The sequence below is a fragment of the Corynebacterium sp. TAE3-ERU12 genome, assembly GCF_019209905.1.
Lineage (GTDB): Bacteria > Actinomycetota > Actinomycetes > Mycobacteriales > Mycobacteriaceae > Corynebacterium.
The window spans coordinates 49488-72130 of sequence record NZ_JAHUTM010000004.1; the positions used below are offsets into that span (position 1 = coordinate 49488).

General features: G+C 60.9%; 21 protein-coding genes and 1 tRNA gene. 14 read left to right on the forward strand and 8 right to left on the reverse strand.

Translation table 11 applies throughout. The annotated features are described in order from the left end of the window. Positions 1-55: 55 nt before the first annotated feature. The 3 genes from KRX51_RS09490 to KRX51_RS09500 all read left to right on the forward strand — a co-directional run bounded on the left by KRX51_RS09490 (position 56) and on the right by KRX51_RS09500 (position 1804). Positions 56-658, forward strand: coding sequence for a TetR/AcrR family transcriptional regulator (locus tag KRX51_RS09490; protein ID WP_218362911.1), 603 nt, complete (start codon positions 56-58; stop codon positions 656-658). Positions 659-694: 36 nt separating this feature from the next. Continuing rightward, positions 695-1687: a DUF368 domain-containing protein gene (locus KRX51_RS09495; protein WP_370625093.1), complete on the forward strand. Its 993-nt coding sequence runs from the start codon at positions 695-697 to the stop codon at positions 1685-1687. Between the two features lie 40 nt (positions 1688-1727). Beyond that, positions 1728-1804 (forward strand) — tRNA-Leu (locus KRX51_RS09500). 199 nt (positions 1805-2003) lie between these two features. Here KRX51_RS09500 and KRX51_RS09505 read toward each other — a convergent pair. Beyond that, on the reverse strand, positions 2004-2165 hold the full coding sequence (locus tag KRX51_RS09505; RefSeq protein WP_218362912.1) for a hypothetical protein: 162 nt from the start codon (positions 2163-2165) through the stop codon (positions 2004-2006). A 6-nt stretch (positions 2166-2171) separates the two neighbouring features. Here KRX51_RS09505 and KRX51_RS09510 point away from each other — a divergent pair, with 6 nt between their 5' ends. The 8 genes from KRX51_RS09510 (at position 2172) to KRX51_RS09545 (ending at position 11308) form a co-directional block, all read left to right on the forward strand. Continuing rightward, the gene (locus KRX51_RS09510) at positions 2172-2339 is read left to right on the forward strand and encodes a hypothetical protein (RefSeq protein ID WP_218362913.1); all 168 of its coding nucleotides are present in this window, start codon (positions 2172-2174) and stop codon (positions 2337-2339) included. Between the two features lie 436 nt (positions 2340-2775). Continuing rightward, a complete protein-coding gene (locus KRX51_RS09515; RefSeq protein WP_218362914.1) occupies positions 2776-3102 on the forward strand; it encodes a hypothetical protein in 327 nt (108 codons plus the stop codon). 686 nt (positions 3103-3788) lie between these two features. Continuing rightward, the gene (locus KRX51_RS09520; RefSeq protein ID WP_218362915.1) at positions 3789-4901 is read left to right on the forward strand and encodes a site-specific integrase; all 1113 of its coding nucleotides are present in this window, start codon (positions 3789-3791) and stop codon (positions 4899-4901) included. 1410 nt (positions 4902-6311) lie between these two features. Further along, a complete protein-coding gene (locus KRX51_RS09525; protein ID WP_218362916.1) occupies positions 6312-7136 on the forward strand; it encodes a hypothetical protein in 825 nt (274 codons plus the stop codon). A gap of 147 nt (positions 7137-7283) precedes the next feature. Continuing rightward, complete coding sequence (locus tag KRX51_RS09530; protein WP_218362917.1) at positions 7284-8486, forward strand: NADP-dependent malic enzyme; 1203 nt, start codon at positions 7284-7286, stop codon at positions 8484-8486. Positions 8487-8616: 130 nt separating this feature from the next. Beyond that, a complete protein-coding gene (locus KRX51_RS09535; protein WP_255549615.1) occupies positions 8617-9516 on the forward strand; it encodes an ABC transporter substrate-binding protein in 900 nt (299 codons plus the stop codon). Beyond that, a complete protein-coding gene (locus KRX51_RS09540; RefSeq protein WP_218362918.1) occupies positions 9513-10484 on the forward strand; it encodes an amino acid ABC transporter permease in 972 nt (323 codons plus the stop codon). Before KRX51_RS09535 ends, KRX51_RS09540 begins: the two co-directional genes overlap by 4 nt. Positions 10485-10555: 71 nt before the next feature. Further along, positions 10556-11308, forward strand: a complete 753-nt coding sequence (locus KRX51_RS09545; RefSeq protein ID WP_218363029.1) for an amino acid ABC transporter ATP-binding protein — start codon at positions 10556-10558, stop codon at positions 11306-11308. A 52-nt stretch (positions 11309-11360) separates the two neighbouring features. On the opposite strand, the gene KRX51_RS09550 is transcribed toward KRX51_RS09545, so the two are convergent. The 3 genes from KRX51_RS09550 to KRX51_RS09560 all read right to left on the reverse strand — a co-directional run bounded on the left by KRX51_RS09550 (position 11361) and on the right by KRX51_RS09560 (position 14253). Then, complete coding sequence (locus KRX51_RS09550) at positions 11361-12125, reverse strand: sulfite exporter TauE/SafE family protein (RefSeq protein ID WP_218362919.1); 765 nt, start codon at positions 12123-12125, stop codon at positions 11361-11363. A 124-nt stretch (positions 12126-12249) separates the two neighbouring features. Then, positions 12250-13593 (reverse strand): NADP-specific glutamate dehydrogenase, encoded by a 1344-nt coding sequence (gdhA, locus tag KRX51_RS09555; protein WP_218362920.1) that lies wholly within the window; start codon positions 13591-13593, stop codon positions 12250-12252. Positions 13594-13869: 276 nt separating this feature from the next. After that, positions 13870-14253 (reverse strand): hypothetical protein, encoded by a 384-nt coding sequence (locus KRX51_RS09560; protein ID WP_218362921.1) that lies wholly within the window; start codon positions 14251-14253, stop codon positions 13870-13872. Between the two features lie 66 nt (positions 14254-14319). On the opposite strand from KRX51_RS09560, the gene KRX51_RS09565 reads away from it, so the two are divergent. From KRX51_RS09565 to KRX51_RS09575, 3 genes are all read left to right on the forward strand, one after another. After that, on the forward strand, positions 14320-15375 hold the full coding sequence (locus KRX51_RS09565; RefSeq protein ID WP_218362922.1) for a glycerate kinase: 1056 nt from the start codon (positions 14320-14322) through the stop codon (positions 15373-15375). Between the two features lie 38 nt (positions 15376-15413). Continuing rightward, positions 15414-16829, forward strand: a complete 1416-nt coding sequence (locus KRX51_RS09570; RefSeq protein WP_218362923.1) for a DUF4921 family protein — start codon at positions 15414-15416, stop codon at positions 16827-16829. 142 nt (positions 16830-16971) lie between these two features. Next, the gene (locus tag KRX51_RS09575) at positions 16972-18234 is read left to right on the forward strand and encodes an amidohydrolase (RefSeq protein WP_218362924.1); all 1263 of its coding nucleotides are present in this window, start codon (positions 16972-16974) and stop codon (positions 18232-18234) included. A gap of 7 nt (positions 18235-18241) precedes the next feature. On the opposite strand, the gene KRX51_RS09580 is transcribed toward KRX51_RS09575, so the two are convergent. The 4 genes from KRX51_RS09580 to trpA are packed head-to-tail and all read right to left on the reverse strand — an operon-like array spanning position 18242 to position 22641. Then, a complete protein-coding gene (locus tag KRX51_RS09580; RefSeq protein ID WP_370625094.1) occupies positions 18242-19363 on the reverse strand; it encodes an alkene reductase in 1122 nt (373 codons plus the stop codon). Between the two features lie 19 nt (positions 19364-19382). Then, positions 19383-20807 carry a pyruvate kinase gene (pyk, locus tag KRX51_RS09585; RefSeq protein ID WP_218362925.1) on the reverse strand — a complete coding sequence of 475 codons (1425 nt, stop codon included), beginning with the start codon at positions 20805-20807 and terminating at the stop codon, positions 19383-19385. Positions 20808-20855: 48 nt separating this feature from the next. Further along, on the reverse strand, positions 20856-21818 hold the full coding sequence (gene lgt / locus KRX51_RS09590; protein WP_218362926.1) for a prolipoprotein diacylglyceryl transferase: 963 nt from the start codon (positions 21816-21818) through the stop codon (positions 20856-20858). A gap of 43 nt (positions 21819-21861) precedes the next feature. Next, complete coding sequence (gene trpA / locus KRX51_RS09595) at positions 21862-22641, reverse strand: tryptophan synthase subunit alpha (RefSeq protein WP_218362927.1); 780 nt, start codon at positions 22639-22641, stop codon at positions 21862-21864. Positions 22642-22643 lie beyond the last annotated feature (2 nt).

Below are 22643 nucleotides of genomic sequence, written 5' to 3' on the forward strand. Positions count from 1 at the left end.
ACCCCCGGACTACCCGGCTGTGACCGCGCACACCCCCTACCGTATATTTAGTCCTATGAGCACACATGGCCAGCGTAGGCCCAGTTCCGCTGAGACCCGTGCGCGCATCGTAGAGGTCGCCACGGAGTACTTCACGCGGAAGCCGTTTTCGACGATCTCACTTAAGGAGATCGCCGAAGAAGCCGGTGTAAGCGCTCCCCTGATCATCAAGTACTTCCGCACAAAGGAAGGGCTGCTAGAAAGCCTCATCGACTTCGAACCGCTCCGCACCATCGTGTGCGATGTGCCGTTCGACTCACTCGGTGAATCACTGGCCGACAACGCCATCAACGGCGACCGCACCGGCCCATCATCACTCATCGCCCTACTCATGGCCACCGCCGGCAGCCAATCAGCAGTGCGCACCGTGACCGATAAATTCCAAGACACCATCGGCGGCGCCCTCTTCGAACGCATCCGCGACGAAGCGCCAGGAGTGGCCTGCGACGACGACGCCGAACAGCGTTGCCAATACGCACTGGCCATGTACACCGGCCTAGCAACCGTGATGATCAACTACACCCGCGGAATCCCCATCGAAGGCAATAAAGCGGTGCAGTCCTACGGCTCACACATCCAGTGCGTTCTCGACTCGCCGATTGGCGATATCTCCGACTAGCTCAATCTCACAACAACTGCGGTAGCATTCCCGCCCGTGACTACTGATGACAACGTTCAGGTACCGGGTGGTTCCGATATTGGCCATACAGCCACCAACGCCCCACTCGCTGAAACCGAGCACTTTCCCGCCGCAACCCCGCCGGCCGTAGCCGCGAACCTGGTCCGCGGTGCGCTCATCGGCATTGCCGAGTCCATCCCCGGCGTCTCCGGCGGCACGCTAGCGCTCATCACAGGCATCTACGAACGCCTGATCGCCTCAGCTACCGCACTGACTCGCCTACCCAAGGCGATCCTCGGCGGGCAGGCCAAAGAAGGCATGCGCGCCGTCGACTGGCGCATGCTCATCCCCCTTGGCCTGGGCATGGTAGCGATCGTGTTCACCATCGCCGGCACCATGGAGTCCTTCGTCACCGACCATCCAGTGGCATCGAAATCCTTATTCTTCGGCATGATTGCGGTCTCCGTGGCGATCCCATTCCTAGAGATCCGCCCCGGCGAGCTGAACTCAAAGAAGGACCGCAATAAAGCAATCCTGATCAGCGTGTTTTTCGCTGTGGCGATGCTGATAGTGACAGCGATCCCCAAATCCGAACTCACCAACCCGCCGCTATGGGTGGTCTTCCCGGCCGCCATGGTGGCCATCTGTGCCCTCGTTCTGCCTGGCGTTTCAGGCTCGTTTTTCCTGCTGGTCATTGGCCTCTACGCGCCAACCATGAGTGCGGTAGACGACCTCAACCTTGCCTACCTGCTCACCTTCGCAGCCGGTGCTGCCACCGGGCTGGTGCTGTTCGTGCGTCTGCTCGAGCGACTGCTGGAAACCCACCACGCAATGACGCTGGCAGCAATGAGTGGCCTACTGCTGGGCTCATTGCGCGCGCTGTGGCCTTGGCAGGATGGAACCGGCGGTGCACTCGCCCCCGGCAGCGACTGGCCGATGGCTCTACTTTTGGCTCTTGTTGGTGCCATTGTGGTGGGATTTGTGGTCATTGCCCAGCGGCGTTTTTCTCCTACGGTAGAAACGTCGTAAGATAGACTCCGCTCAGCGCGATACCGTGCTGAGTGGGTGCGCCCCTGTAGCCCAATTGGCAGAGGCAACGGATTCAAAACCCGTCCAGTGTGAGTTCGAGTCTCACCAGGGGCACCAAATACAAACCCCCAACTACCTGGCGAAACACCTGGTAGTTGGGGGTTTTGGCGTTGTCGGGGGCGATGAGCTTTACGCCTATTTATGCCGGTTTCTGCGCGGTTCTGAGCCAAAAGTGAGCCAAAAATGAGCCACAAAAACCGACCCCTGAACACGAAAAAAGCGCCCCTTCGCCGTTCAGGCAGAGGGGCGCTATTCGTTACTGGGCCGGGGGTTCACGCGGATGAGGGCCAGTTGCTTCCACAACCTTCTGAAGCTGCACCAAAACCGGTTTCACCTCCGGCGGCGGCGGCTTCGCGCCCGCGTCTATCCACACCAGCACGGCCTGCAGCGCGTGAATCGCCCGCGACAACTCCAGCATCAACTCGTGAGCGTTCCATTCCGCCGCCACCACGGGCCCTGGCTTGACCCTGATAAAACCCTGGGCAGGTACGCCGACTGGCACGACATCACCACCTGGCCCACCAGCTCCCGCCAAACCGAGAACCTGCGCCGCAGTCCGGAGCGACCTAAGAACTCCCCTGATGGGGAATAGATGTCGCAACCGCATGAGATGCTCACCCCGGTACCAACACGGGACAACACTGCTATAATCCTAGATGTGAGCCAGGGTTGAGCGTCAGCAAGAACACCCCGGGCAGCAACTCCAGGGACCCAACGCTGATGCGTTGGGTCCCTGTGGTTTTCTTGTAGTCTTCAGGCTCTGTTGACTCCCAGGCCCAGTGCGATTACTGTCGGGCGCATCGACCCCAGCCGTTGACCCTCCACCAATACGGAGAGCGCCGACGGCTGGGGTCTACTCGTATATAGAACGGCCCGCGCGGAGCAGGACTCGACGCCACTGCATGCCGTGTCGAGCAGTACTGGCCTGTTGGCGGATGGAGCCCTTCTCGAGGTGTGAAAAGTGGTGTAGTAGTGGTGTCATGATAGAAGTAACCGAAGGCTTCACCCGTCCCGCACAAACCCCTTACGTGAAGGAATACACGGACCCCGACTACTACGTCATCTTCTGGGAAAAACGGACGCTACTAGACGACGGAGATCCTGAGACTGAATACAGACTTCGCCTTGCCTATAGGTTATCCGGCTGCGCTTCGGTGGAAGAGGCAATCGAGTGGGAAAAAAGCAACGCTAATGGAAGGGAAGCTGCAACTCTGATCCCTGTCCTCTCAGAAGACGGAAAATCCGATATGCTTTTCGTTCTTCATGGGACGTATCCAGCGGGGTCCGAAACAGACCCAGATGGGCTGTTCGGGTGGACGATGTACCGCCCAGACAATGCACCACCGGCGATTTAGCAAATGAACTCTGCGTGCTTGCTAAACGCCCTATTGCCGTTGGCAGGGATATATGTCGGAGGCGATACCCAATTCACCACGACGCGCGACGTATAAGAGTGCTTCCTACCATCGCACCGTAGAGCTGCATTGGTTTTCCAGATGCGCTTTCCGCGCACAACATGGACATTGGACTTGTTCTGAACACCATCATCGCGAGTGAGAGTGACAGTCCCCCAAATCTTTGTCATCGGAACATTGCACTTTACCACGGACTGTGCATTAGCGGTTCCTGGGACATGGTGCGACTTGTGTGGTTGATCCAAGTTGCCTGCACAATGAGCAATAGACGCCGCTTCTGCTTCAACAGGGTTGGCGACAAGCATCGAAGCCGCGATGGATGCTGCAACTGGAAGCGCCCATCGTTTTCGCCTAACGGTATCTGAAAACATATAGATCTCCTTAGAACTGGATTTCAGGACGTGACCTATACGGTATTCCGCACATTAAGCAACGAAAAGACCTTACTGGAAAACTGGTACTTAAGCCCCTCACCTGGGGGCCTAGGCTTCACTCGAATGCTTGCATGGAGCGCGGCTCGAGATTTCATGCACCCGCGCCATAAACGTTTCTTGGAACAAATGACAGCAGTAACGCCCCCAGTTATTGCAAGCCCCCATGACTTCTGGGCAGTGTGAGGACCCCCAATGGCTAGCATCACGGCGTACACAACCAAGTCCGGCCGCAGGTGGCAGGCGCAATGGACCAGGCCCGACGGGAGGCGCACCCGCACCCGAGGGTTCCGCACCAAAGCTGAAGCGCAAGCGTGGGTCGAGGAACAGGGCCATGCGCGCCGGCATGGCGCATGGGTCGACCCGGCAGACGGCCGCGCCACCGTCGGCGAAATCGGAGAACGGTGGCTGGCCGCGCAAACCCACCTCAAGCCGTCAAGCCTGCGGGTCACACGCATCGCCTGGAACAACCACGTCCGCCCAGCGTGGGGTGACCGCCGCCTTGACGACATCACCCAGACTGACGTTCAAGAATGGGTCGCCCTCCAGCCAGGGTCTGCATCAACCGTGCGCAGGAACCACCAGGTGCTCGCACAAGTCCTTGATGCAGCAGTCGCGGACAAACGCATCGCCCTCAACCCCGCCCGCGGCGTGCGGCTACCACGCAAGCCCCGGCCGAAGCACGTCTACCTCTCCATGGACCAAGTCCGAAGCTTCACCGAGGAATGCTCACACTACGGGGAAATCGTGTGGGTTCTTGCCACCACCGGGTTGCGGTGGAGCGAGCTCGCAGGCCTGCGCGTAGAGGACATCGACCTCGACGCCCGTAGAATCCACGTCAACCGGGCCGCTGTCCAGGTCGGTTCACGCATCGAAGTAGGCACACCCAAGACGCATGAGCGCCGCAGCGTGGCTATGCCACGGTTCGTGTGCAACATGCTGCGCCCGCTTCTCGAGGACCGCGACAGGACGGAATGGGTCTGGCACCGCCCCGACGGCACACCACTACCGCCGCCTACCACCGGTTCATGGTTCTTCGAAGCGCGGAACAGGATGCAGGCGCGTGAGCCCGATTTCCCCGCAATCACGCCGCACGGTTTGCGGCACGTCGCCGCGGGCCTGCTCGTCGGTTCAGGGGCGAACGTGAAGGTGGTGCAGCGACAGTTGGGGCACTCCAGTGCCGCGATGACGTTGGACGTGTACGCGGACCTGTTCGACGACGATCTGGACTGCGTTGCGGACACGATGGACAACCTGCACTCAGAACTAGGTGAGCCAAAAGTGAGCCAAATACGCCGAATTTCCTAGGTTTTCCCTGTTCAGGGCTTTGCGATTGGTGAGTTCGAGGCTCACCAGGGGCACCAAATACAAACCCCCAACTACCTGGCGAAACACCTGGTAGTTGGGGTTTTTGGCGTTTTCTGCGGCGATGAGCTTTCGTCGCCACCAAATGGGACCGCTGGGCATGCGACAGGCACGCAACGATGCCCGATGTTGACAAACCTTCGTGGCCTTCCGTTGCCCGAAGTGAAACGGAAGACCACGGACGTTTCCACCACCGACAACCCGGCTACGTACCCTGCCCGAGCAGCCACCCGGACGCGGTAGCCAGTCCATGCCCGGGGTAGTCGCGTTGCTCCGCTGGTTCACTGGGATCGCCGCGCATCCATGCCTTATGCCGCGGGCTGGTTCAGCTTCCAGTTGCGGTGTAGACGGCACGGGTGGCGTGGTGGAGCGGACGCCGTTGCCCCCGACCTGGAATTATTAGGTACGGGCAGACGTGGTGCGTAGGGCTAAGAACAAGGACGATAAGGAATAATGGAAAGCCCTTCCCGACCATCCCAATTGGCCGGGAAGAGCCCTCCCCAGGGTAACTCCACAACTCACACAAATGAAAGGAAAACACATGCGTTGGACAGCCATACTAGGCACCGTCGGGCTGGCGGTAGCCGCCTTCGGGGCATCCCCGATATGGATTCCCGCGTTACTGATAGCTGGGTACAGCCGAGACCGTCGGGAGCGTCGATGAATCTGGAAATCATCGACTCCGATACCGGCGATACATACTGGACAGCCACTCAGTGCGCTGAGTATTGCCAGATCACGAAAAGCAGCTGGAGCTCGTATGTCTCCCGTGGACAAGCACCAGCTTCGACTGTGAAGTTCGGCAGTCTTAGCGTTTGGCCTGCCAAACAGGTCAGACAATGGTCTGCGCAGCGCCGCCCCTATGGTCGCATGAGGCGCTCTTAGCCCTAAATTCCCGCACATCCGCCCCGACTGCCGATGTGGCCGGGCGGTTCCCGTAGGTGTCGTTGAAACTGTGCTGTATGCGGTAGGCCTACGCCTTGTTGCCGGCCGCGCGCTTGGAGCTGGGAGGGCTTAGCTCATGTGGGCGGGGTAATTGGACTGCTCTTCGCCTCCTCCGCTTCATCTGTCATAACCGCCTCCTCTGGCAGATCCGTACCAATTGCGCAGATCCGTACGAAATTTCGCACGGATCTGCGCAATTGGTACGGGTTTGCGCGCACACCACCGAAGCCCCGCACCCGCCGTCCACACCCACCGCCACCGAAGCCGCCAAAGCCCCACACACCCGCCGCCAACTCGTCGCCATCCCCCTCTCAACAGGGCTTTTCGTTATCTGCCCCATGTTGGCCCGAACCAACTAATAACCGCTTATGATCACTGGGGAATATAGATCCAGGGAGGCGTAACCAGGTGGCGAATCGTCTGCGCAAGCTTTTTCAGCACCGGTCGGCGAAGCCACGTTCGACTGGCCGCCACGCTGCCGCGAAGCATGCTCCTGGTGTGCTTACCGACGCTGAGGGCCGCCCGCTGGTGACGCCGAAGGTTGAGTTGCCGAATAATGTGGGCGCTTATCGTGAGCGTGTGCGTCCGCAGAAGAAGATTGCTGTCGGGTTGAGTCTTATTCTCGGTGTGCTGGCTTTGGCGTTGCCCCTGGTGATGGGGGCGAAGGTGTGGCTGCCTGCGGTGTTTGTGACGGTGGGTTTGTTGGTTCCGCCGTTATGGTGGCTGCGTCATCAGTTCCGTGAGGTCCGGGCGCAGCGTGATCCGGATGCGCCAGCGGCAATTTTGCACCGACATTGGGGCATCATCATCCCGGTGTGTGCGGCATTGGTTGTTGCTGGCGGGATTGGTATCGGCTGGTTTGCGCTTGCCGACGATGACGCCTCCGGCACGGATAGCTCGCAGTCGTCGGATTCGGCTGATCCTAAGCGGAAGACGGTGACGCGCACTTCAACGGCCACTACGACGACTACGACGGTATCGACCTCTACACCTACGTCTCCGGCACGGTCCTCTGGTGGCAGGGCGCGTGTGCCGCAACCCGCTCAGCCGGGTGCGGGTAGTAATGGGCCTGCCGACGGTAATCCGCAGCCGGCCCCGAACCCGGCCCCGAATCCGGCTCCGCAGCCCAACCCGCAGCCTGCGCCGCCGCCGGCTCCTGACGGTGATAACCCGCCGCCGTTGCTGCCACCACCGTTCCCGGGTGATGACATCCCGTGGTGGCCGTTCGATTAAGCCCCACCTGGCGGTTGTCTGTGGGCCGCTACGATGGTGTGCAACAGTTATAACTACTCATCAACTTTTATCTCGCCGCCGCTGTTTGCCTGGGGTCTGGGCTAAGGCCCTATTGGGTCAGCGGTTGGCTGGAATCGGAGCATACGAATGACTACCGCCAAGGCAGGCGCCATCACCGACGAGGAGATCTTCCGCGCACATGAGGGCGGCAAGCTCATTACTGCCTCCACTTTGCCGCTGGATTCGACGCGGGACCTCTCCATTGCCTATACCCCTGGTGTTGCCCGGGTGTGTGAGGCCATCCATGAGGATGAGTCGCTGGCCCGTAAGTACACCTGGACTGGGCATAACGTGGCCATCATTACTGATGGCACTGCTGTGCTGGGTCTGGGCGATATCGGCCCGAAGGCCGGTATGCCGGTCATGGAGGGTAAAGCGCAGCTCTTTGGTCGCTTCGCTGGTATTAACGCCATCCCGCTGGCTTTGGACACTACTGATACTGACGAGTTGGTTGAAACTATTGCTCGTCTGGCTCCTTCGTTTGGTGGCATCAACCTCGAAGATATTGCTGCTCCGCGCTGCTTCGAGATTGAGCGTCGTCTCGACGAGATGCTTGATATCCCGATTTTCCATGATGACCAGCACGGCACTGCCATTGTGATCACCGCTGGGCTGCGTAATGCCTGCAAGTTGACTGGTAAGCACCTGGAGGATCTCAAGGTTGTGATCTCTGGTGCCGGTGCCGCTGGTATGGCTACTGCCCGGATGTTGTTGGCCGCTGGTGTGCGCAATATCGTCTTGTGCGATTCGCGCGGCATTATTCACCAGGGCCGTTCCCCGATGAATGAGTCGAAGCAGGCCATCGCCGAGATCACGAATCCGAAGGGCCTGAAGGGCGAGATCCGTACCGCCTTGGAGGGCGCGGATACCTTCATTGGTGTGTCCGCCGGCCACCTGGGTGAGGAGGATATCCGGGTTATGGATAAGGACCCGTTCTTGTTCTCCTTGGCGAACCCGAATCCGGAGATTCCGCAGGAGCTTGCCCTGAAGTATGGCGCGGTGGTGGCTACTGGCCGTTCCGATCACCCCAACCAGATCAATAATGTGTTGGCTTTCCCGGGCATTTTCAAGGGTGCGCTGAATGCTGGTGCGAAGCGCATTACGCGGAATATGAAGCTCGCTGCTACGCGCGCTATTGCTGAGGTCGTTGCCGATGATCTCTCCCCTGACCGGATTGTGCCGTCTCCGCTGGATCCTGCCGTGGCCCCTGCGGTGACCGCGGCGGTGGAGATTGCTGCCCGCAACGATCACAATTCAGGTGCGCCGCAGCCGGCTGCGGACGACAAATAGCGTCGGGTACCTCATGTAGGCGCGGGCGCGGGCGTCGGAAAGCCCAGCCCTGCGCCTATTTTTTGTGAGAAAACGCTTATTTGTGCTGTCCCGGTGATTCTGAATTAGTTGCCCGAGTAGTATTCCGCTCATGGTAATTCGCATGCGCGGCGCTCTGGCTGCTTTAGGCGTCGTTTCGTTGGCGCTGGGTGGCTCTGGTTGCGTCACTAATGAGGAGACCGGGCACCCGGAGGCTTGGGAGCCAGTGCGTCCGGCGGTGGTGCCTGAGCTGGCAGCCCAGGTCCCGGAGGATATCGCTGCCGACGGGACGATCACTATCGGCACGAACCCACCGTTCGCGCCGGCGGAGTTTAAGGATTCCTCCGGCGAGATTATTGGTTTCGATATTGATCTCGCGCAGGCTGCGGCCGATGTGCTGGGGCTTGAGCTGGTCGTCCAGGAGCAGGATTTTTCGTTGATTCTGCCGTCGATTAGTGGCGGTACGGATGATTTCGGCGCCTCGGGTTTCACTGACACTGAGGAGCGTCGGAAGACCTTCGACTTCGTTAATTACTTGGAGGCGGGCCTGCAGTGGGCGCGCCAGCCCGGTAATGACACCAGCGCCGATAATGCGTGTGGTCGTCGTGTTGCTGTTCAGCGCGGCACGGTCTCTGATACTGATGATGTGCCCGCGATTTCTGCGGAGTGTGTCCGCCAAGGCAAGCCACCGATTGAGAAGTTGGCGTACCCCGATTCGGCGGCTGCGGTGACTGCGGTGGTGCTTGGGCGTGCCGACGCAGTCAACGCGGACTCCCCGGTGACTGCCTGGGCGGTGCAGCGTGCCGACGGCCAGCTCGAACTTGCCGGTGATTTGTACGACGGTGCCATGTATTCCTGGCCGGTACCGAAGGGGTCTGATTTGGGACCGGTGCTGGCTCAGGCACTGCAACACCTGATTGACACTGGTGATTATCAGCGCATCTGTGAGATGTGGGGTCTTAGCGACGGTGCCGTCGATGAGGCCCGTATTAACGGAGAGGACATCGCGTGAGCCAGAAGCATAAACGTCATAAGCCGACGGATGCGGAGCTCAAAGCCCCGATTAAGGCCAAGCCGCTCCCCCGGCCTGGTCGGTGGATTGCCGCCACAATTATTTTGCTGCTCGCTATCGGTTTTGTGGTTGACGCCGCGGGCCGTGAGGCTTACCGGTGGGATATTTATTTCCAGTATCTGCTGGATACACGTATCGCCACTGCTGCGCTGCACACTATTGCGCTGACTGTGTTGGCCATGATTATTGGTGTTGTTGGCGGCGCGATTTTGGCGGTTTTGCGTATGTCGCCGAACCCGGTGATGTCCTCGGTGGCGTGGGTCTACCTGTGGATTTTCCGCGGCACCCCGATTTACGTCCAGCTGGTGATTTGGGGCCTGTTGGGCAATATCTACTCCATGATTGGTATCGGCTCTTTCCAGATTTCGGTGGAGCAGATGCTGTCGAATATGTTCTTGCTGGCGGTTTTGGGCTTGGGCTTCAATGAGGCCGGCTATATGGCGGAGATTGTGCGCGCCGGTATTCAGGCTGTGCCGGAGGGGCAAACTGAGGCTTCGAAGGCTTTGGGCATGAACTGGTGGCAAACGACTCGGCGCACTATTTTGCCGCAGGCTATGCGGATTATTATCCCGCCGACGGGCAATGAGTTCATTTCGCTGTTGAAGACCACGTCGCTGGTTATTGCGGTGCCTTATACCCTTGAGCTTTATGGTCGTGGCACCGATATTGGCCAGGAGTTGTTCCTTCCGGTGCCGCTGCTGCTGGTTGCTGCTACCTGGTACTTGGCGATTACGTCGGTGCTGATGGTGGTTCAGTACTACGTGGAGCAGTACTACTCCCGTGGCGCTTCGCGCCAGCTCACTGGCCGTCAGTTGGCTGCGCTTGCCGACGCCGAGGGCCACCCGCCTGCTAATACCACTGTCGTCGAGCGCAATGAGAAGCGCTTTTCTCAGGAGGATCCGCGATGACCGCGCGCCCAGAAAACACCGGCGATAATCAGAAACGCCAAGACCGGACGTTCTCCCCCGGCGTGCCGCTGATGGTGGAGGCCGAGCAGCTGCGCAAGAGCTTCGGCAAGCTTGAGGTGCTGCGCGGTATTGACCTGCGTGTCCCGAAGGGGTCGGTGACCTGCCTGGTCGGCCCGTCCGGTTCGGGTAAGTCCACCTTCCTGCGCTGTGTGAATCACCTGGAGAAGGTCACTGCTGGTCGGCTGTATGTCGATGGTGAACTTATCGGCTACCGCGAGAAAGACGGTGTGCTGCACGAGATTTCTGAGGCTGATGCGGCCCGCCAGCGTGCGGATATCGGCATGGTGTTTCAGAATTTCAACCTGTTCCCGCACCGGACGGTTATCGGCAATATCATCGAAGCCCCGGTGCATGTGAAGGGTATGAGTTCTTCTGATGCCACCGAGCTTGGTATGGAATTGCTGCACCAGGTGGGCCTGGCCCATAAGGCTGAGTCATTCCCGCTGCAACTTTCTGGCGGCCAGCAGCAGCGCGTGGCGATTGCCCGCGCGTTGGCGATGAACCCGAAGTTGATGCTTTTTGATGAGCCCACTTCGGCGCTGGACCCGGAATTGGTCGGCGAGGTGCTCAACGTTATGCACGCGCTTGCCGATAATGGCATGACCATGCTTGTGGTCACCCATGAGATGGCTTTTGCCCGTGAGGTCGCCGACCAGGTGGTCTTTATGGATAAGGGCCTCGTAGTCGAGCGCGGCACACCTGATGAGGTGTTGGTGAACCCGCAGAATGAGCGTACGAAGGCTTTCATCTCTACGTTGTTCTAGGCCAAGAAAAAGCGCCCCAAGGTGAGAAACCCTGGGGCGCTTTTGTGGCTGTCTAGCCGATCATGCCGGCAAGACCACCGCTGAGCGCGGCGGCCGCGCCGAGCAGGGCCACGATAAAGGCGGTGCGTCGGGCAGCGGCGATGCTGACTTTTTTGGCGATGATATTGCCGATACCAACACCGATGACAAGTGCGACTACGCCGCTACTCCACACGCTCCAGGGGATGGTGCTCAGCAGTGGTCCGTCGGTGGTGAGTTCTTTAACCGCAACGGAGAATAAGGAGCTGACCATGAATAGTGGTTGCAGCGTGGCCGCAAAATTACGGTGATTCCAGCCGGCGAAACCCGCGTAGGCCTTAAAGGTTGGGCCGGCCGCACCGGCGACGGTGGACATAAAACCGCCTGCGAAACCGGCGGCGCTGGCGGCTACGGGGCCAGTGGCGGTGCCTTGTACCGCCTTGCGTTGGGAGATGAATAAGCCCAGCAGCACGAAAGCGCCGATGAGGACCTCTAGAAGCGACACTGAGGCGTTACTGACGATGATGGCGCCCGGGATGGAACCCACCAGTAGCGCTGGAACCAGTACTTTTAGTCGTCCCCATTCGATATCTGCGCGCACCGCGGCGGTCTGCAGGAATGAGTTGATGAACGCTAGGGCGTTGACCATGAGCACTCCGGCGACAGGGCCTGCGATGATGGTCAGGATGGGGGCGCCGATGAGCCCCAGTCCCATACCGGATACGCGTTGTAAGCATGCGCCTGCGGCAACAGCGATAGCTATACCAATAACCGCCCACACCGACAGCTCTACAACCATAATCGCGCAGTGTAGTCCTACCCGTGGTGGCCACAACCGCCCGGGCGGAGCTAAAAACGCCGCCCCTCCTGTACGAGCAGGAGAGGCGGCGCGGTTTTCGCTATCGCAGCGTGGTGTTCAGCGCTTAGATAACGCCCTGGGCCAGCATGGCGTCGGCGACCTTCTTGAAGCCGGCGATGTTGGCACCGATGACGTAGTCGCCTTCGCGACCGTATTCCTTGGCGGTGGCATCGCAGACCTTGAAGATGTTGGTCATGATGTCGTGCAGGCGCTGGTCGGTGTAGTCGAAGGACCAGGAGTCGCGGCAGGCGTTCTGCTGCATCTCCAGGGCCGAGGTGGCCACGCCACCAGCATTAGCGGCCTTGCCGGGGCCGAAGTGGATACCACGCTCGCGGTAGACCTCGATGGCGTCGGCGGTGGAGGGCATATTGGCGCCCTCGGCGACGAAGCGGCAGCCGGAGTCGGCGAGCTTCTTGGCGTGCTCACCATCGAGCTCGTTCTGGGTGGCACACGGCAGGGCAACGTCGCAGTCGAGGTCCCAGATGGAACCATCTGCGTGGAAGGTGTTGCCTTCGGTTTCGTCGACGTAGGCCTGGACGCGCTCGCGGCGGACTTCCTTGATGTCCTTGAGCTTGTCGACGTCGACACCGTTGGGGGTGTGTACCCAACCGCTGGAGTCGGAGAAACCGATGACGGTGGCGCCGAGTTCCTGGGCCTTCTGGATGGCGTAGATGGCGACGTTGCCGGAGCCGGAAACGATGACCTTCTTGCCTTCAAAGGACTCACCGTGGGCGGCGAGCATTTCCTTGGTGAAGTAGACCAGGCCATAGCCGGTGGCCTCAGTACGCACCAGGGAGCCGCCCCAGGTCAGGCCCTTGCCGGTGAGGACACCGGACTCGTGCTGGTTGGCGAGGCGACGGAACTGGCCGAACAGGAAGCCGATCTCGCGGCCGCCGACGCCGATATCACCGGCGGGGACGTCGCGGTACTCGCCGACGTGGCGGTGCAGCTCAGTCATGAAGGACTGACAGAAGCGCATGATTTCCATATCCGACTTGCCCTTGGGGTCGAAGTCGGAGCCGCCCTTGCCGCCGCCGATGGGCAGGCCGGTCAGGGAGTTTTTGAAGATCTGCTCGAAGCCGAGGAACTTGATGATGCCGACGTTGACGCTCGGGTGGAAGCGCAGACCGCCCTTATAGGGGCCCAGGGCGGAGTTGAACTGAACACGGAAACCGCGGTTGACCTGGACGTTGCCGTCATCATCAACCCACGGAACACGGAAAATCAGCTGACGCTCAGGCTCGCACAGACGCTGAATGAGGGCGTCGTCAGCGTAGTGGGGGTCCTTTTCGAGAACAATCTTGAGCGAATCCAGGACCTCGCTGACGGCCTGGTGGAATTCGGGCTCGCCCGCGTTACGACGCAGGACTTCCTCGTAGATAGCTGAAACCTTGTCTTCGACGTTCAACTGATCACCTTTCTTTGGGGCCCACCCATAGCAATCGGGCCAAACCTATCGGCCCGGGCGGGTTGTGATGTGACGTTGTGCGCATTGTGTCACGTTGGGTGTGCGTGGACAGAGTACGGGGGCGGTTCACCCCACACGCTTACGTCGCTCCATCAATAATTCCATAACTGCCTAAAAGCCCACTACACAGAGGTCATCGACGGTGCAGATTTCGCTCGTAAATCCGCAGCAAAGGCTCCCAAATTCCCAATTATGTGATTGAGGTCACGGCGCGTTTTAGGGCTCGATAGTGACAAACCACGGGTACTGCGAGACAGCTTCGAGCATCGCATCAAACTCCCGGTACACCGGGTCCGGCGGCAGTGGGGCATCAGTCGTCAGCAACCGGGACAGTTTCATTGTCAGCTCATTAAGCGAGCCCTTCAGGCCCTCCACGGTGATGTGGTACTGGTGCTCACTGCGCTGGCCCAGACTCTGCTCGGGATGCTGTCGCTCCCACTGTTGGCGCAGCTGAACATCGAGGTCAACGTCGGAAATGGCAATATCGAAAGACTCTAGGCGGCCAGCTTCGGCAAAATCAGTCAGCCGGGTGCGGAACGCCTCTGCAAGGGGCGTGACCTCTTCCGGGCTGACGAGGCAGATGAAGTTGATAGCACTCATAGCGTTTAAGGCTAACCTAACTTCGTGGCTGCGTCGATGGTCTGGGACTAGATGCACAATAGGTTCATGCGCGCTGTCATCTGCCCGGATAGCTTCAAATCCACAGCCACCGCACCCCAGGTCGCCGCGGCCCTGGCTCGGGGGCTCAATCGGGCTGGCATCGACACGGTGAACATCCCGATGGCCGATGGTGGCGAAGGCACCGCCGAACTACTCGCCGGCTACTGCAGCACCAATCATCCCGCCCGTCGGTATCAGGTCGCCACCGTTGACGCTCACTTCCGGCCACTCCAGGCCACCTATTACCTCGCCGAGACGACAGCGTTTATCGATATCGCCGCCGCCTCCGGCCTGCCCCACGTGGAGGACCTAGGTCTCAGCCCCCAGCGCGGGCTTGCCGCATCGACCTACGGCACCGGTGTCCTCATCGCTGACGCAGTCCGCCACGGCGCCACCACCATCGCGCTGTGTTTGGGTGGCTCCGCTACTACCGACGGCGGCACCGGCATCGTCGAGGCGCTAACAAAAGCCACCCGCGAGGGCCTGGATATCTCTGCGCTGCACTTCGATCTCTACGCCGATGTGCGCACCCCACCGTGCGGGCCCAATGGCGCGGCGGCAGTATTCGGGCCCCAAAAAGGCCTGGATGAGCACGCCATCGGCCTGGCTGACCACCGTTTAGCCGAACTTTGCGAAAAGGTCGGGGTCGATCCGCATGATGATGACTACGGCGCCGCTGGTGCGACCCCCGTCGGCATCGCAGCACTAGCTGGCCACACACGTGGTTTCACACGCCATTCCGGGGCGCACGCTGTCGCCACTGCAGCTGGGCTTGCCGACGCTATTGGCGCTGCTGATGTGGTGATTACCGGCGAAGGCCACGTCGATCAGCAAAGCCTCATCGGCAAAGTTATCGGCCTGGTGCACTCAATAGCGTCGGCACGCACTACCCCAGTTGTCCTCGTCGGCGGCCGAGTAGCGCCCACCATCGCGGAGTCACTAAAGGTGCTGGCCTCTCGGGAACTCGGCGGCAAGCCCAACCCGGATACCACTGAGGAGCAATTAGTCAGCCTTGGTGAACAACTTGGGCGGGAGCTGCCTTACCTCGTCGACGGCGGCTAAGCCTGCCGGGGTGGGTGCTGCGGAATTAGACTAGCGATATGTCTTCTGTCCCCACACCTTTGACCACATTGGCCGATGGCACGGTCAAGCAGATCAACCCTTTCTCCGGCACGGAGGTGTGGACCGTCCCGGGGCGCGGCAACCGGCCGCTTGGCATAAAACGCGAAGAACCACAGCCGCTTACCGACGATGATTACGTCCGCCGCGATGCCTTCGGCTCAGCGAATAAACGGATGACCCCGCCGGAGAAAGCCCGTGTGGTGCGCGCGGAGAATGCACCGGCACTCTCGGCGGAGACTGAACCACTACAGCGCGGCGCCGATGGGGTGCACGTCCGCGATATCGGACACGGGTTCTACGAGATCACCGGCATCCTGCCGGACCAACTCGATGACACCATTGCGGAGTTTCGGCGCGTACCGAACCTGTTCGAGATCGTCACCTATGACTACTGGCACTCCAACTACGGCTTCGCCCCCGACGAGGCAGCCCGACGGCGGATGGCCCGGTATATCGCCGACCCGGCTGGTCGCGCCCACGTGGCCAATATCATTCGAGTCCGGCTTAAAGCCGCTGGTGTGGGCGCCGACGTCGTTGATGGCATGACAGAAGGCGAGCTCATGGCCCGGGCACCGGGGTACTTCGCCGGCGGCCACGACGTCATCATTGCCCGGCGTCACTTCACCGATGGGGCCACCAACGATGACCAGCTAGCGTCCTCAGGCACCTTGAGCGTCGATGAGCACCGGGCCTTCGTACAGTTCACCATCGAAACGATGGCCGATCTGTACCGGCGGAATCGATACGTGCGCTACGTCGCCGCCTTCCAAAACTGGCTCAAACCTGCCGGCGCGAGCTTCGATCACCTGCATAAGCAACTCGTTGCTATCGACGAATACGGTGAGCAGCTCACCCAAGAGGTCACTCTGCTGCGCAAGCAACCCAATATGTACAACGAGTACGCCGTGGACTACGCCGCCCGGCGCAACCTCATCATCGCGGAAAATGAGCACGCCGTGGCCTTCGCCGGTTTCGGGCACCGCTACCCGACGCTGGAGGTGTACTCGAAGTCGGCGACCTGCGAACCATGGCTGCAGTCCGAAGAAGAGGTCGCGGCGATGAGTGACCTCATCCACGCCTGCCATGCCGCAACCGGCGCTGATGTGCCATGCAATGAGGAATGGCACCACCGCCCCGTCGACCTGGACGAGCGGATGCCGTGGCGAGTGATGCTCAAATGGCGCGTGTCGAATCTGGCTGGATTTGAGGGCGGCACAAAGATTTACCTCAATACCGTCTCCCCGTGGGATATGCGCGACCGAGTGGTGCCGAAGCTGTACCAGCTGCGTGATGAGGGCCGGATTAGCCGGGATATCCATATCGCCACGGAGTGCTCATGCCACCCCAACCTGCTGCGATACAACCCGTTGGTGGATAACGCCCCAAGGCTGTAGCAACGCTGATACCGCCCACCTTGGCGCCAGGGAGTCCAAACGTTTGCGCGGACGTGGTTAGGTTTATCCTCAACTGAAGGCAGTTCACGTGCCTGCGCCCAGCCCGGGACGCCCAGATACCTCCACGAAAGGAGTTTCCGCCATGCGCGCCACCGACGTCGCCGCCATCCTCTCCCACCACGGCGCCAACCTGGACTGGCAGGAGGAGCTCTACAAGCACCTGCACCAGAACCCGGAACTCTCCGCGATGGAGGAGCAGACCGCGGCGACGATCAGCGACAAACTGGGCGCCTACTCCGGTTTTGAGATCACCACCGGCATCGGTGGTCATGGCCTGGTGGGGATACTAGAAAACGGGCCCGGGCCGGTGGTGCTATTCCGCGCAGATATCGACGCACTCCCAGTGGCCGAAGAAACCGGTGTGGATTTCGCCTCCACTACGCTGGGTGTCTCCCGAGAAGGCGCCAGTTCACAAGTCATGCACGCCTGCGGCCACGATATGCACATCACCGCTGGCCTGGGTGCTGCGGCGATCCTGCACGAAAACCGCGATAAATGGTCCGGCACCTATATCGCCCTCTTCCAGCCGGCCGAAGAAACCGCCTCCGGTGCCCAAGCAATGGTTGATGACGGCCTGGGCGCAATCATCCCGAAGCCTGATGTGTGCCTCGGCCAGCACGTCGTGCCAGGCCCGGCTGGCCATGTCATGAGCGCTTCCGGCCCAGTACTGGCCGGCTGTGACACCATCTCCATCGACCTCGAAGGCCGGTCGGCCCACGGGTCGATGCCGCATAACTCCATTGACCCGGCCTACCTGGCTGCGGCCGTCGTGATGCGCCTGCAGGGCATTGTTTCCCGCGAGATCGCACCCAGTAACTTCGCTGTGGTCAGCGTCGGCACGCTGCAGTCGGGCAATTCGAATAACACCATCCCCGGCACCGCCCGGATCGTGTTGTCGATCCGCTACTACGACAACGAAGTGCGCAAGCAGCTCATCACCGCCATCGAACGGGTGGTGCGAGGCGAGTGCATGGCCTCCGGCGCCCCGGAGCCGAAGTTTACCTACTCTGATCACGGCGAAGTCACCGATAATGACCAGGGCGTCTTCGACACTGTCCGGCCCGCCTTCGACGCGGTTTTCGATACGGATTCAGTCACCGCGGAACGCTGGACCGCCTCGGAGGACTTCTCCGATATTCCGCGTGGTCTTGGCAGCCCCTACCTGTACTGGACAGTCGGCGCGACCGAACGGGAACAGTGGGACACGGCAGTAGCCAATGACCGCATTGTGGAGGATGTGCCGTCGAATCACATGTCGACATTCCTGCCGGACTACGCCCGCACCGCAGAGGCGGCCACGAAGGCAGCCGCTGCCGCCGCCCTGGCTATGCTCAACACCAAATAGCGGCTAGCTACTCGCCTGCGGCCGGGTAGTCGGTGTAGCCCTGGGGACCCTGGGCATATACCGTCGCCTGGTCATAATCGGCCCACGGCAGGTCCTGCGCAATCCGGTGCGGCAAGTCCGGGTTGGCAATAAAGCCACGGCCAAAACCGATGAGGTCAGCCAGCCCGTCGTCAAGCATCTGCTGGGCGGACGGGCCAGTCATACCGCCAGTGAAGATCACCTTGCCGGGGTATTCCTTACGGAACTGGGCGATGAAATCACGCGGAATCGGCATTAAAGCATCGCGCGAGGTCGTGGACTGGTCCGCCAGGTGGATATAGCCAACCCGACGCTGCCCCAATTCAGCAGCCAGGCGCAGGTAGGTCGCCTCAATGCCGTAGTAGACGGGCATCCCATTAATTGAGCCGTAAGGGGACAAACGCATACCGACCCGGCCCGGGCCAAAACCGGCCTTGGTGACCGCCGCGATAACCGCATCAGCCACCGCAAGAGGGAATTTCACGCACCCGTCCTCATCCTGCGCCGCCCATTCATCAGTGCGGTCATTCACATCAGGGTTGAGGAACTGGTGGATGAGGTAACCATTGGCGCCATGAATCTCCACCCCATCAAAACCAGCGGCGATAGCGTTGCTGGCCGCGGTGGCGAAATCGTCAATAATGCCCGGAATTTCTTCGGTATGCAGGCCACGGGGCTGTGTGGAAGCCACAAACTTGCCCTCACCAGAGTCATCGAAGATATAACACTTGCCGCCCTCCGCGGCGCGCGAGGTGGGACTGACCGGGGCGGCGCCACCGGGCTGCAGCGCGGGATGTGACACCCGCCCCACATGCCACAGCTGGGCGACGATCCGCCCGCCGGCGCGGTGCACAGCGCGGGTCACCACCGACCACCCATCAACCTGGGACTGGCGCCAAATACCGGGAACCGCCGCCGAACCCTTCGCTGAGGGCGAGATAAACGTGCCCTCGGAAATGATGAGTCCGGCACTGGCGCGCTGCGCGTAATACTCGGCGGTGAGTTCATCAGCGCACTGGTTTTGGGAACGGACACGGGTCATCGGGGCCATGACGATGCGATTCGGCAGCGTCAGCCCCGACCATTCCACGGAGTCGAACAGGTTCGGCACTACAGGTGTGGCTTTCTTCCTAGTCGCCGGTGGTGATGTCTTCACCCAGCATGTGCACGTGAATCATGTTGGTATTGCCCTCATTTCCGGGCGGGGTACCAGCCACGACCACCATCATGTCGCCCCGGTTGTATTCGGACATCGCCAACAGGGACTCATCGACGGCATGCATCATCTCGTCGGTGGTATGCACCTCGGGGGTCAGGAACGTCTCAGCACCCCAGGTCAGCGCCAGCTGGGAGCGCACCGCCTGGAACGGGGTGAACACCAACAGCGGCAGTCGTGAATGCAACCGGGCGACGCGGCGGGCAGTATCGCCAGAACTGGTGAAAGCCACCATGGCGCGGGCATTGAGCCGCTCGCCGATATCGCGGGCCGCATACGAGATAACGCCACGCTTGGTGCGCGGTACGTGGGTGAGCCCCGGCACCAGGCCGTCGCTTTCAGCAGCGGTGACAATACGACTCATGGTGCGCACGGTGGACTGCGGGTACTTACCGATCGAGGTCTCACCAGAAAGCATCACCGCATCTGCCCCGTCGAGCACCGCGTTGGCGACGTCGGAGGCCTCAGCGCGGGTGGGCCGGGAGTTGGTGATCATCGAATCCAGCATCTGGGTGGCCACGATGACGGGCTTCGCGTTTTCCCGGGCGATCTGGATGGCGCGCTTTTGCACCAGCGGCACGTCTTCAAGCGGCACTTCCACACCCAGGTCACCACGGGCGACCATGACCGCGTCAAAAGCCAAAATGATGGCCTCGAGGCTGTCGACGGCCTCCGGCTTTTCCAGCTTCGCGATGACGGGGACGCGACGTCCTTCCTCATCCATGATGGCGTGGACCAGCTCAACGTCGGCAGGCGACCGCACAAAGGACAAGGCGATGAAGTCAACGCCCATGCCGAGGGCGAAACGCAGATCCTTGACGTCCTTCTCGGACAGAGCAGGCACGGAGATCTTCATGCCCGGGAGGGACACGCCCTTGTTATTGGATACCGGGCCGCCTTCGGTGACACGGCAGACAACATCATTGCCATCAACGTCGACGCATTCGAGCGCCACCTTGCCGTCATCAATAAGCAGGCGGTCGCCAGGGCGGGCGTCTTCAGCCAGTTGCTTGTAGGTGGTGGAAACCCGGTCATGGGTGCCCGCCACGTCATCGACGGTGATGCGAACTTCTTCGCCGTCATCCCAGTACGTTTCGCCCTCTGCGAAGCGGCCTAGGCGAATCTTGGGGCCCTGCAGGTCAGCGAGCACGCCAACGGCACGGCCGGTGGCGTCAGAGGCCTCGCGGACCCAGGTGTAGTTCTGCTGATGGTCCGCGTGGTCGCCGTGGGAGAAGTTCAGGCGGGCAACATCCATGCCCGACTGCACAAGTCCCTTAATGCCGTCATAGCTAGCGACAGCGGGGCCGAGGGTACATACGATCTTGGTTCGTCTTTGCACGAGCCCAAGCCTAGCGCTCATGCCGCATTTGATCAGTGCCCGGTGGACTTAACTGTCTTTATGCTGCGTGTCGACGTCGTGTGCAGCCGGTTCACTATGCGCCGCAGCGGCGGCGGAATCCCCGCAGCAGTCTGGATCATCGTCGTCACGGTCGCCGCGCACATAGGCCGGGTCTTCACGGTGGCGACCACGTAGCCGCCACAACACGAACACAGCAATGAGGAACACCACCGTGGAGGTGATGGTGTTAATCCGCAGCCCGAAGACGAGGGTGGCCGGATCAGAGCGCATCAGTTCAATCCAGAACCTGCCCATGGTGTAGCCGGCCACATAGCCAGCGAAGACTCGGCCACCACCGAGCCGGAACTTCCGATCCGCCCACACCAGCACCGCAGCAACCAGCAAGTTCCACAGCAATTCGTAGAGGAACGTGGGGTGCACCACCGCTAGTACCGTGCCGGTGGAATGCCCGGTGACGGGTGCGAAAATACCGGCGTCGTTGACGCGCTCATAGATCTCCAGGCCCCACGGCACATCGGTGGGACGGCCATAGAGTTCCTGGTTGAACCAGTTACCGAGCCGACCAATGGCCTGGCCAATGATGATCGCCGGGGCTACCGCATCAAGCACCGGGGCTACCGGCACCCCACGCCAGCGCACCACGGCCCAACCGGCAAGAGTGCCCAGCAATACCGCGCCCCAAATACCAAGGCCACCGCCAGCAATATTGAATGCCTGCCAAGGGTCGCCACCAGGGCCGAAGTACTTCTGGTAATCGGTGGCCACATGGTAGAGGCGACCGCCGATAATGCCAGCAGGCACCACGGCAATAGCAACATCGAGAATCAGATCCGGGTCGCCGCCACGGGCGGCATAGCGACGCCGCGCCCACACCAGTCCGACGATGATGCCGATCAGGATGGAAATGGCGTAGCCGCGCAGCGGCAGCGGGCCAAGGTGCCACACTCCCTGCGGCGGGGAAGGGATGGTGGCGAGCACATCGACGACCATGCGGACTCCTTGTCAGTGGGTGTCAGTCAGAACTGCAGGCAGCTTAGGCCTTGCCGCGGACACCGTCGGCAAGCTCTTCGGCAAGAGTAACCAGATCCTCGCGGGAACGCCCGGCTGCCTTAATCAACGCCGAGCCAACGATGACACCATCGGCGAATTCGGCGATCTCTTTGGCCTGCTCCCCGGTGGACACGCCAAGACCCACCGCAACCGGGGTGTCGGTGAGTTCGCGGGTACGCGCCACCAGGGTGCCCGCAGCCGAATCGACCGCAGCCTGGGCGCCAGTAACACCCATATGGGACGAAGCGTAAACAAACCCGGAGGCAGCATCGGCGGTCAGCGCCAGGCGTTGCGGAGTCGACGACGGGGCAACTAAGAAAATCGTCTCAATGCCGTGGGCCTCAGCGGCCGCAAGCCACTGGCCGGCTTCTTCGGGGATGAGGTCCGGGATGATGACACCGTGGCCACCGGCGGCAGCCAGGTCCGCGGCGAATTTCTCCGGGCCGTACTGCAGCACCGGGTTCCAGTACGTCATGGTGACGCAGGTGCCGCCGTGCTGGGTGACTGCCTTGATGACGTGGAATACGTCGGCAACGCGCACCCCGTTGGACAGGGCGACGTCGGCGGCGGCCTGGATAGTCGGGCCATCCATCATGGGGTCCGAGTAGGGCACCCCGACCTCAATAATGTCGGCGCCGGCGTCAACCATGGCGTTAATTGCGGCGATGGACTCATCCACCGTCGGATAACCCGCCGGGTAATAAGCGATAAAAGCTGCGCGGTCCTCGCTTTTAGCGCGCTCGAAAACAGGAGCCAGGCTCATGC

What these genes read in the sequence shown, in the direction of transcription:
- KRX51_RS09490 (WP_218362911.1), top strand. Translation starts at nt 56, where the DNA reads ATGAGCACACATGGCCAGCGTAGGCCCAGTTCCGCTGAGACCCGTGCG.
- KRX51_RS09505 (WP_218362912.1), bottom strand. Translation starts at nt 2,165, where the DNA reads ATGCTGGAGTTGTCGCGGGCGATTCACGCGCTGCAGGCCGTGCTGGTG.
- KRX51_RS09520 (WP_218362915.1), top strand. Translation starts at nt 3,789, where the DNA reads ATGGCTAGCATCACGGCGTACACAACCAAGTCCGGCCGCAGGTGGCAG.
- KRX51_RS09530 (WP_218362917.1), top strand. Translation starts at nt 7,284, where the DNA reads ATGACTACCGCCAAGGCAGGCGCCATCACCGACGAGGAGATCTTCCGC.
- KRX51_RS09535 (WP_255549615.1), top strand. Translation starts at nt 8,617, where the DNA reads ATGGTAATTCGCATGCGCGGCGCTCTGGCTGCTTTAGGCGTCGTTTCG.
- KRX51_RS09545 (WP_218363029.1), top strand. Translation starts at nt 10,556, where the DNA reads ATGGTGGAGGCCGAGCAGCTGCGCAAGAGCTTCGGCAAGCTTGAGGTG.
- KRX51_RS09550 (WP_218362919.1), bottom strand. Translation starts at nt 12,125, where the DNA reads ATGGTTGTAGAGCTGTCGGTGTGGGCGGTTATTGGTATAGCTATCGCT.
- KRX51_RS09560 (WP_218362921.1), bottom strand. Translation starts at nt 14,253, where the DNA reads ATGAGTGCTATCAACTTCATCTGCCTCGTCAGCCCGGAAGAGGTCACG.
- KRX51_RS09565 (WP_218362922.1), top strand. Translation starts at nt 14,320, where the DNA reads ATGCGCGCTGTCATCTGCCCGGATAGCTTCAAATCCACAGCCACCGCA.
- KRX51_RS09570 (WP_218362923.1), top strand. Translation starts at nt 15,414, where the DNA reads ATGTCTTCTGTCCCCACACCTTTGACCACATTGGCCGATGGCACGGTC.
- KRX51_RS09575 (WP_218362924.1), top strand. Translation starts at nt 16,972, where the DNA reads ATGCGCGCCACCGACGTCGCCGCCATCCTCTCCCACCACGGCGCCAAC.
- lgt (WP_218362926.1), bottom strand. Translation starts at nt 21,818, where the DNA reads ATGGTCGTCGATGTGCTCGCCACCATCCCTTCCCCGCCGCAGGGAGTG.
- trpA (WP_218362927.1), bottom strand. Translation starts at nt 22,641, where the DNA reads ATGAGCCTGGCTCCTGTTTTCGAGCGCGCTAAAAGCGAGGACCGCGCA.